At 62.9% G+C, this 14,694-nt stretch carries 18 protein-coding genes; 8 read left to right on the forward strand and 10 right to left on the reverse strand.

Going from position 1 to position 14,694, the window contains the following annotated elements:
• Positions 1-111 precede the first annotated feature (111 nt).
• From B3361_RS04210 to minC, 4 genes are all read right to left on the reverse strand, one after another.
• Complete coding sequence (locus B3361_RS04210; RefSeq protein WP_029885883.1) at positions 112-747, reverse strand: RluA family pseudouridine synthase; 636 nt, start codon at positions 745-747, stop codon at positions 112-114.
• Positions 748-900: 153 nt separating this feature from the next.
• A complete protein-coding gene (gene minE / locus B3361_RS04215; RefSeq protein ID WP_009682849.1) occupies positions 901-1,155 on the reverse strand; it encodes a cell division topological specificity factor MinE in 255 nt (84 codons plus the stop codon).
• Between the two features lie 3 nt (positions 1,156-1,158).
• Positions 1,159-1,971: a septum site-determining protein MinD gene (gene minD / locus B3361_RS04220; RefSeq protein ID WP_003252574.1), complete on the reverse strand. Its 813-nt coding sequence runs from the start codon at positions 1,969-1,971 to the stop codon at positions 1,159-1,161.
• A 120-nt stretch (positions 1,972-2,091) separates the two neighbouring features.
• Positions 2,092-2,853 carry a septum site-determining protein MinC gene (gene minC / locus B3361_RS04225; RefSeq protein WP_009682850.1) on the reverse strand — a complete coding sequence of 254 codons (762 nt, stop codon included), beginning with the start codon at positions 2,851-2,853 and terminating at the stop codon, positions 2,092-2,094.
• Positions 2,854-2,964: 111 nt separating this feature from the next.
• Here minC and B3361_RS04230 point away from each other — a divergent pair, with 111 nt between their 5' ends.
• Both B3361_RS04230 and B3361_RS04235 read left to right on the forward strand, forming a co-directional pair.
• A complete protein-coding gene (locus B3361_RS04230; protein WP_009682851.1) occupies positions 2,965-3,900 on the forward strand; it encodes a lipid A biosynthesis lauroyl acyltransferase in 936 nt (311 codons plus the stop codon).
• Between the two features lie 25 nt (positions 3,901-3,925).
• On the forward strand, positions 3,926-5,077 hold the full coding sequence (locus B3361_RS04235; RefSeq protein WP_154211766.1) for a patatin-like phospholipase family protein: 1,152 nt from the start codon (positions 3,926-3,928) through the stop codon (positions 5,075-5,077).
• 54 nt (positions 5,078-5,131) lie between these two features.
• Here the strand turns inward: B3361_RS04235 and B3361_RS04240 are convergent, their stop codons facing one another.
• The gene (locus B3361_RS04240) at positions 5,132-5,878 is read right to left on the reverse strand and encodes an MlaA family lipoprotein (protein WP_050492197.1); all 747 of its coding nucleotides are present in this window, start codon (positions 5,876-5,878) and stop codon (positions 5,132-5,134) included.
• Positions 5,879-5,951: 73 nt separating this feature from the next.
• Entirely contained in the window at positions 5,952-7,250 is a 1,299-nt protein-coding gene (locus tag B3361_RS04245; protein WP_029885886.1) for a serine/threonine protein kinase, read from the reverse strand.
• Positions 7,251-7,440: 190 nt separating this feature from the next.
• Here B3361_RS04245 and B3361_RS04250 point away from each other — a divergent pair, with 190 nt between their 5' ends.
• Positions 7,441-7,809, forward strand: a complete 369-nt coding sequence (locus B3361_RS04250; RefSeq protein ID WP_029885887.1) for a hypothetical protein — start codon at positions 7,441-7,443, stop codon at positions 7,807-7,809.
• 40 nt (positions 7,810-7,849) lie between these two features.
• Here B3361_RS04250 and B3361_RS04255 read toward each other — a convergent pair whose 3' ends face one another.
• The gene (locus B3361_RS04255; protein WP_154211767.1) at positions 7,850-9,415 is read right to left on the reverse strand and encodes a beta (1-6) glucans synthase; all 1,566 of its coding nucleotides are present in this window, start codon (positions 9,413-9,415) and stop codon (positions 7,850-7,852) included.
• Between the two features lie 197 nt (positions 9,416-9,612).
• Here B3361_RS04255 and B3361_RS04260 point away from each other — a divergent pair, with 197 nt between their 5' ends.
• From B3361_RS04260 to B3361_RS04270, 3 genes are all read left to right on the forward strand, one after another.
• Positions 9,613-10,473: a glycine betaine ABC transporter substrate-binding protein gene (locus B3361_RS04260; RefSeq protein WP_009682858.1), complete on the forward strand. Its 861-nt coding sequence runs from the start codon at positions 9,613-9,615 to the stop codon at positions 10,471-10,473.
• Positions 10,474-10,676: 203 nt separating this feature from the next.
• The gene (locus tag B3361_RS04265) at positions 10,677-10,988 is read left to right on the forward strand and encodes a DUF485 domain-containing protein (protein ID WP_009682859.1); all 312 of its coding nucleotides are present in this window, start codon (positions 10,677-10,679) and stop codon (positions 10,986-10,988) included.
• Positions 10,985-12,649: a cation acetate symporter gene (locus tag B3361_RS04270; protein ID WP_009682860.1), complete on the forward strand. Its 1,665-nt coding sequence runs from the start codon at positions 10,985-10,987 to the stop codon at positions 12,647-12,649. Before B3361_RS04265 ends, B3361_RS04270 begins: the two co-directional genes overlap by 4 nt.
• A 62-nt stretch (positions 12,650-12,711) precedes the next feature.
• Here the strand turns inward: B3361_RS04270 and B3361_RS04275 are convergent, their stop codons facing one another.
• Positions 12,712-12,864: a DUF3309 family protein gene (locus B3361_RS04275; RefSeq protein WP_009682861.1), complete on the reverse strand. Its 153-nt coding sequence runs from the start codon at positions 12,862-12,864 to the stop codon at positions 12,712-12,714.
• A 195-nt stretch (positions 12,865-13,059) separates the two neighbouring features.
• Between B3361_RS04275 and B3361_RS04280 the strand changes: the two genes are divergently transcribed.
• Positions 13,060-13,869: an SDR family oxidoreductase gene (locus B3361_RS04280; RefSeq protein ID WP_029885889.1), complete on the forward strand. Its 810-nt coding sequence runs from the start codon at positions 13,060-13,062 to the stop codon at positions 13,867-13,869.
• A gap of 120 nt (positions 13,870-13,989) precedes the next feature.
• A complete protein-coding gene (locus tag B3361_RS04285) occupies positions 13,990-14,172 on the forward strand; it encodes a carbon storage regulator (RefSeq protein ID WP_029885890.1) in 183 nt (60 codons plus the stop codon).
• On the opposite strand, the gene B3361_RS04290 is transcribed toward B3361_RS04285, so the two are convergent.
• Together B3361_RS04290 and B3361_RS04295 are read right to left on the reverse strand one after the other, a co-directional pair.
• Positions 14,169-14,396 (reverse strand): YheU family protein, encoded by a 228-nt coding sequence (locus B3361_RS04290; RefSeq protein WP_009682864.1) that lies wholly within the window; start codon positions 14,394-14,396, stop codon positions 14,169-14,171. The two genes, B3361_RS04285 and B3361_RS04290, sit on opposite strands and share 4 nt — an antisense overlap.
• 94 nt (positions 14,397-14,490) lie before the next feature.
• Positions 14,491-14,694: hypothetical protein (locus tag B3361_RS04295; protein WP_286920117.1), on the reverse strand; the 204-nt coding region annotated here is incomplete at its 5' end.

The following is a 14,694-nucleotide window of genomic DNA, read 5'->3' on the forward strand; positions in this document are numbered from 1 at the left end:
ACAAGCCATAAGCTACAAGTCGTAAGCTACAAGCTTCAAGCAAAGGCAGTCCGCGGAGCAAGCTTCCACGCGATCTGTCTTTGCTTTTTCTTGCAGCTTGCAGCTTGCAGCTCAAAAAGGTGCAGGGCACTCGAACTTCAGCCGTTGCCCGGAAACCGGGTGGGTGAAGCTCAGCATCGAGGCGTGCAGGCACAACCGCTCATGCGCCGCCAATGCCTGCGGGTTGGCATACAGGCGATCGCCCAGCAACGGGTGCCCGATCGACAGCATGTGCACGCGCAACTGGTGTGAACGCCCGGTGATCGGGGTCAGCTCCACCCGGCAGTGGTCGCCACAGCGCTCGACGATGCGCCAGAAGGTGAGGGCATGCTTGCCTTGCTCATGGTCCACCACGTGGCGGGGCTTGGTCGGTGGGTCGTAGCGCAGCGGCAGGTCGATGCTGCCGCTGTCCAGCGCCGGCTGCCCCCAGCACAACGCGGTGTAGGCTTTTTCGGTTTCACGGTCGTGGAACTGGCGCGACAGCTCGCGGTGGCTGTCGGCATCGCGGGCCAGCAGGATGATGCCCGACGTTTCCCAGTCCAGGCGGTGCACGATCAGGGCGTCGGGGTAGCCGTTTTCCTGCAGGCGGGTGATCAGGCAGTCCTTGTTGTCGTCGGCGCGGCCAGGCACCGACAGCAGCAGCGTCGGCTTGTTGATCACCAGGATGGCGGCGTCTTCGTGCAGGATCTGGATGTTCGACAGCGGCATTGCTCGGTCTCGGTTATATCAGGGGAAAACAGCGGGGCCGCTTTGCGGCCCTTTCGCGACACAAGGCCGCTCCCACAGGGGAGTGCATAACCCTTGTGGGAGCGGCCTTGTGTCGCGAAAGGGCTGCAACGCAGCCCCGGCTTTTTTGCCGAATCAACGATCCGGCAAGGTAATGTTCAGCTCCAGAATCGAGCAGCTGCCCTGGTTCTCCAGCTCGATATGCACGTCGTCATTGCCGATGTTCACATACTTGCGGATCACTTCCAGCAGTTCTTTCTGCAGCTCCGGCAGGTAGTCCGGCTCGCTGCGCTGGCCGCGCTCGTGCGCCACGATGATCTGTAGACGCTCTTTCGCCACCGACGCGCTGGTCTGTTTCTGTCTGCCACGAAAGAAGTCAAAAAGGTTCATGGTTTATTTGCTCCCGAAAATGCGCTCGAAGAATCCTTTCTTCTGTACATCGATGAAGCGCATTGGCTTCTCTTTGCCCAACAGGCGGTCGACTGCATCGCTGTAGGCCTGGCCAGCGTCGCTCTGGTCATCGAGGATGACCGGGATACCCTGGTTGGAAGCCTTGAGCACAGCCTGAGACTCCGGGATGACGCCTTTGAGTTTGATCGACAGGATTTCTTCGACGTCGGCCACGCTGAGCATTTCGCCCTTCACCACGCGCTCGGGATGGTAGCGGGTGATCAGCAGGTGCTCCTTGATCGGCTCTTCGCCGTTCTCGGAACGGCGCGATTTGCTCGACAGGATACCCAGCATGCGGTCCGAGTCACGTACCGACGACACTTCAGGGTTGGTCACGACAATCGCTTCGTCGGCGAAATACATCGCCAGGTGCGCGCCTTTCTCGATACCGGCCGGCGAGTCGCAGATCACGTACTCGAAGTCCTTTTTCAGGTCCATCAGTACCTTTTCCACGCCTTCCTGGGTCAGCGCGTCCTTGTCACGGGTCTGGCTGGCGGCCAGCACGTACAGGTTCTCGAGGCGCTTGTCCTTGATCAGGGCCTGCTGCAGGTTGGCTTCGCCGTTGACCACGTTGACGAAGTCGTACACCACGCGGCGTTCGCAGCCCATGATCAGGTCGAGGTTACGCAGGCCCACGTCGAAGTCGACGATGACGGTCTTGTGGCCGCGCAGTGCGAGGCCGGTACCAATGGCGGCGCTGGTGGTGGTCTTGCCCACACCCCCCTTGCCGGAAGTAACCACGAGAATCTTGGCCAAGGTGTTTCACCCCTAAAATAGTCGGGACACTTGTCCCTGCAAAAAACTGAAATAGCTTTAATAGCTCAAATAAAAGGCAACTGTAAAAAAAGTTGCACTAAAAATGCTGGCAAGTATCCGTTAAAGACGGGTGATGTTCAACACGTCACCAGACAGGCTGACTTGCACGCCGGTGCCCCACAGCGGGTCGCGGCGCAGGTCTTCGCAGACCTTGTACTGGCCAGCGATGGAGACCATTTCGGCGGTCATCTGCTGGCAGAAGATACGTGCCTTGGTATTGCCTTTGATGCCGGCCAGGGCGCGGCCGCGCATGGCGCCGTACACATGGATGTTGCCATCGGCCAGAAGTTCCGCACCTGGGCTGACCGAAGCCGTGACTATCAGATCGCCACCTTGGGCGTAGATCTGCTGGCCGCCGCGTACCGGCGAAGTGATGATACGGGTCGGGCGTACCTCCGGCTCCGGGGCTGGGGGCGGTACCGGGGCGGGTTCGGGTTTTTTCACCGCTTCGGGTTCGGGCTCCAGCGGCCGCTCACGGGCGCCGGACGGCGGCAGCACGGGCAGGTCGATGGCGATGGCGGCGGCGATGTCCTCGATGCGGCTGGCACGAATGGCCAGCGTACGCAGGCCATGGTGGCGGCAGATCCGCATCAAGCCGGGCAGGTCGATTGCCCCTTCATCGGCAGGCAGCTTGTCCAGCGCCAGCACCAGCGGCGTGTTACTGAAGAAGTTCGGCGCCTGGGCGACTTTGGCCGCCAGCTGGCGGTCCAGGGCTTCAAGGTCATTGCGCGCCAGTTCCAGTACGGTGATGGCAAGCATGCTGCCCTTGAGCTGGAACACGGAAGCGGTGTCGGGTGTGTGGTTTGGGCTCATGGTCTGCATAGACGGCTTGTTGCGGAAAAAGTGCCCTGACTTATAACGAGAACACCGGTTGCCCGCAACATGCGCTGATCCGTTGTAGAATGCGCAGCCTTTGTCTTTCCGGATGCTTCAATGGAACGCCCGCGTTTTCGTCGCTATTACCTTCACCCAAAGTTCTGGGGCCTGTGGCTGGGCCTGGGCCTGCTGTGGCTGGTAGTCCAGTTGCCGTACCGGGTGCTGTTGAAAATCGGTGCCGCGCTGGGCGCGGTGATGTACCACTTTGCCGGCGAGCGCCGGCGCATTGCTGCGCGCAACCTGGAGCTGTGCTTTCCGGAGCTGTCAGTCGACGAACGGCAGCGGTTGCTGAAGGCCAACTTCGCGTCCACCGGCATCGCCTTCTTCGAAATGGCCATGAGCTGGTGGTGGCCCAAGGCGCGGCTGGCACGCCTGGCCCATGTCGAGGGCCTGGAGCACCTGCAAGCCGCGCAGCAGGCGGGGCAGGGGGCCATCCTGATGGCGGTGCACTTCACCACCCTGGAAATCGGCGCGGCGCTGCTGGGCCAGCAGCACACCATCGACGGCATGTACCGCGAGCATGGTAACGCGCTGTTCGATTTCATCCAGCGCAGCGGCCGCGAGCGCCACAACCTCGATTCGCTGGCGGTGGAACGTGAGGATGTGCGTGGCATGCTCAAGCTGCTGCGTTCGGGCCGGGCGATCTGGTACGCGCCGGACCAGGACTACGGCACCAAGCAGAGCCTGTTCGTGCCGCTGTTCGGCATACCCGCCGCAACGGTCACGGCCACCACCAAGTTTGCCCGGCTGGGCAAGGCGCAGGTCATTCCGTTCACCCAGAAACGCCTGGACGATGGCAGCGGCTACCGGCTGGTGATCCACCCACCGTTGGCGGATTTCCCCGGGGAAAGCGAAGAGGCCGATTGCCTGCGCATCAACCAGTGGGTCGAAAGCGTGCTGCGCGAATGCCCCGAGCAGTACCTGTGGGCGCACCGCCGGTTCAAGTCGCGGCCCGAAGGGGCTGAGCGGCTGTATGACAAGAAAAAGCGTTGAACCCTGTGTCGTCGGGAAGCACGCCATGGCCCCACCTGCGGTAACCGGCCTTATCCTGTCTGGCGGTGGCGCCCGCGCCGCCTATCAGGTCGGCGTACTGGCCGGTATCGCCGAGCTGTTGCCGGCCAGCGCAGCCAACCCGTTCCCGGTGATCGTCGGCACTTCGGCAGGGGCCATCAACGCCGTGACCCTGGCCAGCGGTGCCGGCCAGTTCAACAGCGCCGTGCAACGGCTGACGCACTTCTGGCAGAACATTTCCAGCCACCTGGTGATCCGCAGTGACTGGCCTGGGGTGGTGCGCCAGGCCAGCCGGTTTGTCGGCCACAACCTGCTTGGGCTGGGCGGCCAGGCGCCCGTGGCGTTGCTCGACAGCCGCCCGCTGCGCACCTTGCTGGAGGCGCAGCTGAACCTGGATGGCATTGGCCAGGCCTTGGCCGCCGAGCAACTGCGCGCGGTAGCGGTAACCGCCTTCGGTTACGAGTCCGGCCAGGCAGTGACCTTCTACCAGGGCCGAGGCTCGATCGAGGCCTGGTTGCGCCACCGCCGCATCGGCGTGCCCACGCCGCTGGGCATCGACCACCTGTTGGCCAGTGCGGCGATCCCGCTGCTGTTCGCGCCGGTGCAGCTGGGTGACGAGTATTACGGTGACGGTGCGGTGCGGCAGTCGGCTCCGATAAGCCCGGCCCTGCACCTGGGTGCCAGCCGGGTGCTGGTGGTCGGCGTCAGCGGCAACCCGCAGCGGCCTGCGCCACCCTTGCCGCCCCAGCGGGTGTTCAGCGGGCAGCAGCCAAGCCTGGCGCAGATCGGCGGGCACCTGCTCAACAGCACCTTCATCGACAGCCTGGAAGATGACATCGAACTGCTGCAGCGGCTCAACCACCTGGGCCGGCTGTTGCCAGCGCACCTGGACGCACGCCGCCTGGGCCTGGCACCGATCGATGTGCTGGTGGTTGCGCCCAGCCAGCCGCTGGACGAGATTGCCGCGCGCCACCGCCGCGATCTGCCGGCGGCGCTGCGCCTGTCCCTGCGCGGGCCGGGGGCAACCCGTACCAGTGGGGCGGGGGTGTTGAGCTATCTGCTGTTCGAAGCCGGTTATTGCAGTGAGCTGATCGAGTTGGGGCGCCGCGACGCCTTGGCCAAACAGCGCGAGCTGCGCCAGTTCCTGGGTATCGGATAGCGCCTGCGCCGGCCCTTTTGCGGCATTGCACCGCCGCCAAAGGGCCCGGCCGGCTTACTCCGCTATTTGCAGCTTGCGCGACTGGGTATAGACGTAGCGCACCTTTTCATACTCGAACGGCGAGTTGAGCTGGCCATAGCGGAATTTGGTGTTGTAGCGCTTGTCCACCACGCGCAAGGCGAAGATCTCGGGGTGGTCCTTGCTGGCGTCGGCCACGTTGAGGTAGTTGATGCTCTGCTCGCCGGCGTAGTCCACTGCCAGGCCGGTGGTATCGCGCAGGTTCGACGGGCCCAGCAGCGGCAGCATCAGGTACGGACCTTCGGGTACCCCGTAGAAGCCCAGCGTCTGGCCAAAGTCTTCGCTCTGCCGTGGCAGACCCATGCTGGTCGCCGGGTCCCACAGCCCGCCCACGCCAATGATGGTGTTGAACATCAACCGCGCGGTGATCTCGGCCGAGCGTTTGGCCTTGAGCTGCAGCACGCTGTTGAACAGGTTCGGCACATCGCCCAGGTTATTGAAGAAGTTGCTGACCCCGGTGCGGACGAAGCTTGGCGTAACGTACTGGTAGCCGTTCACCAACGGCAGCAGCACCCACTGGTCGAGGCGGTAGTTGAAGTGGTAGATGCGCCGGTTGACCGACTCCAGCGGGTCGTACACGTTCAGCGCCTCCAACGTGGAGCGCTCGAACTCGCGCTGGTCCAGGCCGGGGTTGAATTTCAGCTCGCGCAGCGGGTCGAGAAAACCGTCGGACTCGGGCACCAGTGGCGCTGTGCCAACCACCTGCGGGTCGGCCTCGACCACGCTGGCCCGCGGTGCGGTTTCGGCGGCCAGGGTATGGCCGGCGGCTAGCAGGGCAGTGGCGAAGAGGAGTTTGTTAACCACGGAAGAACTCCAGCATGGCGTCGCTGTTGACGCGGTAGTTGAGGTTGCCGCAATGGCCGCCATGGGGGTAGAGGGTCAGCCGGTCACCAAAGACCTTGCGCAGGAAGCCGATGTCGCCCGGGCCGAGGATGACGTCGTCGGCGTTGTGCATCACCGCGATCTTGTCGCTGCTGTGCAGGTAGTCTGCCAGCGCGTACAGGCTGACCTGGTTGATCAGTTGCAGGATGCTGTTGCCGTCGGTGCGTGCACGCCACATGGGGATTACCTGCTCGGTCATGTAGCAGTCGAAGTCACACTGCAGTGCACGTTTGAAGAACGGCGTGAGGCTGCTGCCTTCGGTGATCGGGTACTTCGGCGGAATGATCAGGCCGCGACGGTTGATCAGGTCGGAGGTAAAGGCAATGTCGGCCGCCGAGAAGCGGAACGAGGTGCCGATCAACATGGCCATCTGTTCGTTGGACAAATGTTGTTTCGACTGCTGGAAGTCGTACAACAGGGCATCGTTGAGGTCGATGTAGCCCTTGTCCTGGAAGTAGCGGGTGAGCTTTTGCAGCATCAACTCGTAGAAGGTGGTGCTGCGGTCGATGCCCTTCACCTGGGTTTGCACCAGCTTGTCGAGGTTGTTGATCGAGGTGTACAGGTTGACCGGTGGGTTGAGCAGCAACACGCGCTTGAAGTTGAAGCTGCGGCGGGTTTCGTCCAGGTGGCTGACGAACGCCGCGTCGAGGGCCCCCAGGCTGTAGCCGGTCAGGTAGAACTCGCTGACCGGCAGGCGCGGGTGCTGGGCCCGCACGGCCTGCATGACCCGGTACAGGTCTTCGGCGTCTTCCTGGGTGATGCCGGGGGTGGCAAAGCGCGAGGCGGCGCTTATGAAGTCGTAGCTGGTAGGCGAAGACAACTGCACCACGTGGAAACCGGCCTGATAGAACAGCTTCTTCAGGTATTCGTTGATGGTGCTGTTGTAGGCGGCCCCGGTGCCGGCGATGATGAAGATCAGCGGCGCCGCGTGGTCCTGGCGGGCCAGGCGGTACTTGAGCTTTTTCACCGCCCAGAAGTTGTCGGGCAGGATGAACTCGCGCTCCGGGCGCAGGTTCAGGCTGTAGTCGGACTGGTCGATGTCTTCATCGCTGGGCAGGGTCGGGCGCTGCTCCGGCGGTGTGGTGGCGATGGTGGCCTCGAACGGGTTGGTCAAGGGGTAGCCATAGCTGGCGGCGTCGATATCGCGCGCTGAAGCGGCCACAGCCATGAGCAGGCCACCGAGCAAGGCAGCGAGGCGCAAAGTACGAAGCATGTAATCCCCCAAAAGAACGCAAGGTCAAGCGTATGCAGGCTAGGACCACTGCGGGCTGAACAAAGTTGCCTGGCGTAGTGGCCTTTGGTGTTCTTGTTATCTGCAACATAGCTGCAGGCCGACAATTTTGCCTTATCAAGGGCGATGGGTGATCATCGTTTTCTTCAATAGTGACTGTAGGGAAAACAGGATGTCTCGTGCCTTGCCGGCAGCCATGGTCATGCTGTTCATCGGGCTGTGGCTCGCAGTCAGTTACGCGGTGCGTTACGGGCTGATGGAAGACGGCCAGTGGGTCGGCCTGTGCACATTACCGGCGGCGTACTGGCAGTGCGAGGTCCGGTCGTTGCTGGGGCTGGGCATTCACCACCAGGTGCTGGCCTGGGGCGGTTTGGGCCTGGCCCTGTTGGCGCAGGTGGTCGCCGGCCGTGCAGGCTGGTGGCTGGCTTTCCTGGCCCTGGTGTTCGCGGTGCCGGCGCTGGTGCTGTATACCGCCAGCATTGCGGTGTTTGCGCTGGTGCTGGCGGGCTTGCGGTTGGTCCGCTCGCAGCGGCGGGCCTGACCAGGCCAACCGCCGCATGAAAGGTGCGTCGCGGCCGCCATCACACCGCGCGCAGCCGCAAGCTGCGCCACAGCGCCACTGTCATTATCACGCTCACCACCGCCCACCCCCAGGCCTGGCGGTTCTGCAGCCCTTCGACAAACAGCTGTGGCGCCACCCCGGCGCCCACGATAAACGCCAGCAATGCCACCTCCGCCCGCCGCGCACGCACCGGCCACAGCGCGTACACCAGCGCCGGCAACGCCAGCGCTGCAGTGGGGAAGCTGCGGTAGCGCGGGTCGAACACCAGCGCCAGCATGCTCACCGCCGCAGCGAAGCCCGCTGCCAGCAACAGCCAGCCGGCGCGCGCCTGCAACCCGGCGAACAGCCGCTCGCGCCAACCGGCGCGCTGCGCCTGGGCCAACACGGCATGGGCCAGCACCAACAGGTTCAGTGCGACCAGCCCCAGCGCCCACGCCCATTCCCCGGCGAAGCGCGCATGGGTACGCACCAGCTCGCCCCACAAGCCCAGGCAACCCGCCCCCAGCGCTGCCAGCAGCGGTAACAGCAACGCCGCCCGCAGGGTGGCGGGGCGCCCGGCCAGCACCAGCATGACCAGCATCAGCGCGGCGCTGCCCAGCAACCACTGCGGCCAGTAGTGCAGGTTGCTCACCGGCCCTTCCAGCACACCCTTGTCCTGCCGGTCGGCATCGTACAACCCCCAGTACCCGCCCACCGCACCTTCGTTGGCACGCTTCCACGGCTGGTCGAAGGCCTCGATCAGGTTGTAGTGCCAGCCATTGGCCTCTGCCATGCTCACAAAACCACGAATGAAGCGCGCTTCATTGACCCGGCTGGGCACTGCCGTCTCGCGCTGGCGGCCTTCGCTGGGCCAGCCGGTTTCACCAATCAGGACGTCCTTGGGCGCAAAGCGCGTACCGAACACCCGGCGTACATCGGCGACATGGGCCAAGGCCTGGTCGATGCCCTGGGGGTCGTCCTCCCAGTAGGGCAACAGGTGAATGGTGAGGAAGTCCACCGCCGGTGCCACCTGCGGGTGCTGTAACCAGAATTCCCAGACATCGGCGTAGGTCACCGGCACGTGCACCTGGCTTTTCACCCGGGCGATCAGCGTGGCCAGGTGTGCACCGGTCACCTCCTTGCGCAGCAGGGTTTCGTTGCCGACGATCACTGCGCTGACCACGTCGGGGTTGGCATTGGCGGCGGCGATCAGCAGGTTGATTTCCCGCTCGGTGTCGGTGGCGTGCGCATTGACCCAGGCCCCCAGCATCACCTTCAGGCCGTGCTTGCGCGCCAGCGCCGGTATTGCTTCAAGACCGGTCATGGAATAGGTGCGAATGCACTGAAAGCGTTCGGCCAACAAGGCCAGGTCGGCATCCATGCGCTGCGGGCGCAGCCGAAACGGTTGGTCGTAGGGCGACTGGTCCTTGTCGAACGGTGTGTACGAGGCACATTGCAGCTTGTGTGCAGGGCTCGCGGCATCGGGCAGTTGCAGCGGCTTGCCAAGCCCGTACCAGAGCGCTCCCAGCCCCAGCAGGGCGAACAGGCAGGCAAACAGGTACAACGGCAGCAGCGCGCGGGCAGAACGGGGCATCAGGCGGTCCATCGTCAGGCACAAAGGGATAGATAGTAGCCCGGCGCCAAAGCTTTGGCATGCAAGGATCGCGCAGGTCGTGGTGGGCATATGGCGCTAATGGCACAGTGCTGTCGCATATGGGGCAGGTACAGGTCGCAGCTGGATCAGGTCGCCCGGGGTTGCAGGCAGATGATGGAATCTCCAAGACCTGACGAGGGGATGCTTTGATGGCAACTTTGAAAAAAATGCGACGTTTCCTGGGGGTGGGCACCGCCCTGGTACTGGGATTGAGCGCAGCACAGGCAATGGCCAAGGAAGTGAGCATTGGCTACGTGGACGGCTGGGCCGACAGCGTGGCAACCACCAACGTGGCGGCCGAAGTAATCAAGCAGAAGCTCGGCTACGATGTGAAGTTGCAGGCCGTTGCCACCGGGATCATGTGGCAGGGTGTGGCGACCGGCAAGCTCGATGCCATGTTGTCGGCCTGGTTGCCGGTGACCCATGGCGAGTACTGGGCCAAGAACAAGGATAACGTGGTCGACTACGGCGCCAACTTCAAAGATGCCAAGATCGGCTTGATCGTGCCTGAGTACGTCAAGGCCACCAGCATCGCCGACCTCAAGACCGACAACAGCTTCAAGCAGAAGATCGTCGGCATCGATGCAGGCTCGGGCGTGATGATCAAGACCGAACAGGCCATCAAGGACTACGACCTGACCGGCTACAAGCTGCAGGCCAGCTCGGGCGCCGCGATGACCGCCGAACTGGGCCGTGCCTACGCCAAGCAGCAGTCGATTGCAGTGACCGGCTGGGTGCCGCACTGGATGTTCGCCAAGTGGAAGCTGAAGTTCCTCGAAGACCCGAAAGGCGTTTATGGCGCGTCGGAAACCGTAAACAGCATTGGCAGCAAAGAACTGGCGACCAAGGCACCGGAAGTGGCCGAGTTCCTGAAGAAATTCAGCTGGCAGTCCAAAGACGAGATTGGCGAAGTGATGCTGGCCATCCAGGAAGGCGCCAAGCCTGAAGCGGCGGCCAAGGACTGGGTGGCCAAGCACCCGGACCGCGTGAAGGAATGGACTGGCAAGTAACAACCTGAAGGGCCGGTTTTGTTGCTTCGCGGGTAAACCCGCTGCCGCAGGGCAGCGGGTTTTCTCGCGAATGGGCCGGCACTTTGTTACGCAAACGGTAAAACACCGTTGCATCTAAGACTAAGGTCGTCTGGTTGGCGTCCATCGGCAGCATAAAGTAAGGGTGTGGGTGTTTCCCTACTTGTGCTGCTAGGACAAAAACAATGAACGACAGCATTTACCTCTCGATACAAAACAGCCCTCGCTTCAAGGAGCTGGTCAGCAAACGCGAACGGTTCGCCTGGATCCTCTCGGCGATCATGCTTGGCTTGTACTGCGCTTTCATCCTCCTCATTGCCTACGGTCCTCACATACTGGGCGCCAAGCTCAGCCCTGAGTCGTCGATCACCTGGGGTATCCCCATCGGCGTCGGCCTGATCGTCTCGGCATTCGTCCTTACCGCCATCTACGTGCGCCGCGCCAACGGCGAGTTCGATGAGCTGAACAAGGCCATCCTGAAGGAGGCGCAACAATGATTCGCCACGCCAAAGCCCTGGCCATACTGGCCTGCGGAGCCTTCGCACCCGCCGTGTGGGCCGCCGATGCCCTGACCGGCGAGGTGCAGAAGCAACCGCTGAACGTCTCTGCCATCGCCATGTTCGTGGCGTTCGTCGCCTTCACCCTGGGCATCACCTACTGGGCCTCCAAGCGCAACAAGTCGGCGTCGGACTACTACGCGGCCGGCGGCAAGATCACCGGTTTCCAGAATGGCCTGGCGATTGCCGGCGACTACATGTCGGCAGCCTCGTTCCTGGGCATTTCCGCACTGGTGTTCACCTCTGGCTACGATGGCCTGATCTACTCGATCGGCTTCTTGGTCGGCTGGCCGATCATTCTCTTCCTGATTGCCGAACGCCTGCGCAACCTGGGCAAGTACACCTTCGCCGACGTGGCTTCGTACCGCCTCGGGCAAAAGGAAATCCGCACCCTGTCGGCTTCCGGCTCGCTGGTGGTGGTGGCGTTCTACCTGATCGCGCAGATGGTCGGTGCCGGCAAGCTGATCGAGCTGCTGTTCGGCCTGGATTACCATGTGGCGGTGATCCTGGTGGGTATCCTGATGTGCCTGTACGTGCTGTTCGGCGGCATGCTGGCCACCACCTGGGTACAGATCATCAAGGCCGTGCTGTTGCTGTCCGGTGCCAGCTTCATGGCGCTGATGGTGATGAAACACGTGGGCTTCGACTTCAACACGCTGTTCTCCGAAGCGATCAAGGTGCACGCCAAGGGCGAGGCCATCATGAGCCCGGGCGGCCTGGTCAAAGACCCGATCTCGGCGTTCTCCCTCGGCCTGGCGCTGATGTTCGGTACGGCCGGCCTGCCGCACATCCTGATGCGCTTCTTCACCGTCAGTGACGCCAAGGAAGCCCGCAAGAGCGTGCTGTACGCCACCGGCTTCATCGGCTACTTCTACATCCTCACCTTCATCATCGGCTTTGGCGCCATCCTGCTGGTCAGCACCAACCCTGACTTCAAGGACGCCGCCGGCGCGCTGCTGGGCGGCAACAACATGGCCGCGGTGCACCTGGCCAATGCCGTGGGTGGCAGCGTGTTCCTCGGCTTCATCTCGGCAGTGGCGTTCGCCACCATCCTGGCGGTGGTCGCCGGCCTGACCCTGGCGGGTGCCTCGGCAGTGTCCCACGACCTGTACGCCAGCGTGTGGCGCAAGGGCAAGGCCAACGACAAGGACGAGATCCGCGTGTCGAAGATCACCACCGTCGCCCTCGGCGTACTGGCGATCGGCCTGGGCATCCTGTTCGAGAAGCAGAACATCGCCTTCATGGTCGGCCTGGCGTTCTCCATCGCCGCCAGCTGCAACTTCCCGGTCCTGCTGCTTTCGATGTACTGGAAAAAGCTGACCACCCGTGGCGCCATGATCGGCGGCTGGCTGGGCCTGGTCAGCGCAGTGACGCTGATGATCCTTGGCCCGACCATCTGGGTGCAGATCCTGGGCCATGAAAAGCCGATCTACCCGTACGAGTACCCCGCGCTGTTCTCGATGGCCATTGCCTTCGTCAGCATCTGGTTCTTCTCGGTCACCGACAAGTCCAAGGCCGCAGAAAACGAACGCGCGCTGTTCTTCCCGCAGTTCGTCCGTTCGCAGACTGGCCTGGGGGCTTCAGGCGCTGTGTCGCACTGAGCCCGCCCGCCCATAAAAAAACCGCGCCGAAGCGCGGTTTTTTTATGCCTGGCGTGGCGCGTCTAGATCCTGCCCAGCAGTAACAACACCAGCAGGACCACCAGTACCACGCCGACGATGCCGGACGGGCCGTAGCCCCAGCTGCGCGAGTGTGGGAAGACCGGTAAGCCACCAATCAACAGAAGAATCAGGATGATGATGAGGATCGTGGTCATGTACGTGTCCTTGCGTGGTTAGGGGTCAAGGGCCTCGGGTTGCCGGCCTCTTGTAAGTTCGGACTGGTGGGCAATGTGAAAGATTCCATTTTGTGCCGGTTCATGCCCCCACATTCACTACCCTGATGAACCCTGCCGTTGGCCAGGCCCTTGTTTAGACTCGTTTCATACCTCAACGAGACAGGGCCAGCCACCATGCACAACCGCATCATGATTACCGGAGCCGGCTCAGGCCTCGGGCGCGAAATTGCCCTGCGTTGGGCACGTGAGGGGTGGCGCCTAGCGCTGGCCGATGTCAACGAAGGCGGCCTGCGCGAAACGCTGGACCTGGCCCGTGCGGCCGGCGGTGAGGGTTTCGTCCAGCGCTGCGACGTGCGCGACTACAGCCAGCTCACAGCCCTGGCCCAGGCCTGTACCGAGCAGTTCGGTGGCATCGACGTGGTGGTCAACAACGCCGGGGTTGCCTCGGGCGGGTTCTTTGCCGAGCTGTCGCTGGAAGACTGGGACTGGCAGATCGCCGTCAACCTGATGGGCGTGGTCAAGGGCTGCAAGGCCTTCCTGCCCCTGCTGGAGCGCAGCAAGGGGCGCATCATCAACGTCGCGTCGATGGCCGCCCTGATGCAGGGGCCGGGCATGAGCAACTACAACGTCGCCAAGGCCGGCGTGCTGGCGCTGTCGGAGAGCCTGCTGGTGGAATTGCGCCAGGTGGAGGTGGCGGTGCATGTGGTGTGCCCGTCGTTCTTCCAGACCAATCTGCTGGACTCGTTCCGCGGCCCGAACCCGGCCATGAAGGCTCAGGTCGGCAAGTTGCTGGAAGGGTCGCCGATCAATGCGGCGGACATTGCCGACTACATCCACCGGCAGGTCGCTGCTGGCGAGTTCCTGATTATGCCGCATGAGGCCGGGCGGCAGGCTTGGGAATTGAAGCGGCAAGCCCCCGAGCGGCTCTACCAGGAAATGGCCGAAATGGCCGTGAAAATGCGTGCCAAAGCGGTTTCGCGATGAAATATCTGTAGGGCGAATTACCAGTAGATGTAGGGCGCTTCTGAATCGCTGCGGAGCTATTGAGTAGCCTGATCCTGACGATGCAGTCTCCGGTTTTACCTTGTGCAGGAGGACCGGAACATGCTGGTGATAGGGCGCGAAGTGGGCGAGGTCATCATGATCGGTGAGAACATCCGCCTCGTGGTGGTCGAAACCCGTGACGGGGTGGTGCGCTTTGGCGTGGATGCCCCACGGGAAGTGCCGGTGCACCGGTCCGAGGTGTACAAGCGCATCAAGGAAGCCAAGAAAGCCGAGACCGGCTAGTCGAGCAGTTCCCGCGGCACGTCATGCTTGGCCAGCAACTGGCACTGCTGGCTTTCGGGGTCGAACAGGATGAAGGCCTGGCCCTTGGCCAATGCCTGGCGTACCCGCAGTACCCGTGTTTCCAGCGGGGTATCGTCACCATTGTCGGTACCGTCGCGGGTGACGAAGTCTTCGATCAGGCGGGTCAGTGTTTCGGCTTGCAGTTGCTCGTAAGGGATCAGCATGGGGCGGTGTCTCGGGTTACGGTGGGGGCATGCTACGCGAAACATTGGGGCTTTTGGGACCGCGTTGCGGCCCATCGCGACACAAGGGCGCACCTCAACGACCGTGCAATTTTTGAGCTGTGGGAGATTCTATGGTTCCTGGCAAGGGTAGCCGGAGCATCTTCAGCGCCTGTGAGATCGAGCGCCGCCCGCGCGGCGCATCGCGAGCTGCGGTCGCTGCTTGTATGTTGTGACTGGCCTGGCGGGAGAAGATATTCTCGTCAGGCTGAAGAAGCACTTCCGGGGAGGCCGATCGCTC

The sequence above is a fragment of the Pseudomonas sp. UBA6699 genome (assembly GCF_002454615.1).
GTDB classification, from domain to species: domain Bacteria; phylum Pseudomonadota; class Gammaproteobacteria; order Pseudomonadales; family Pseudomonadaceae; genus Aquipseudomonas; species Aquipseudomonas juntendi.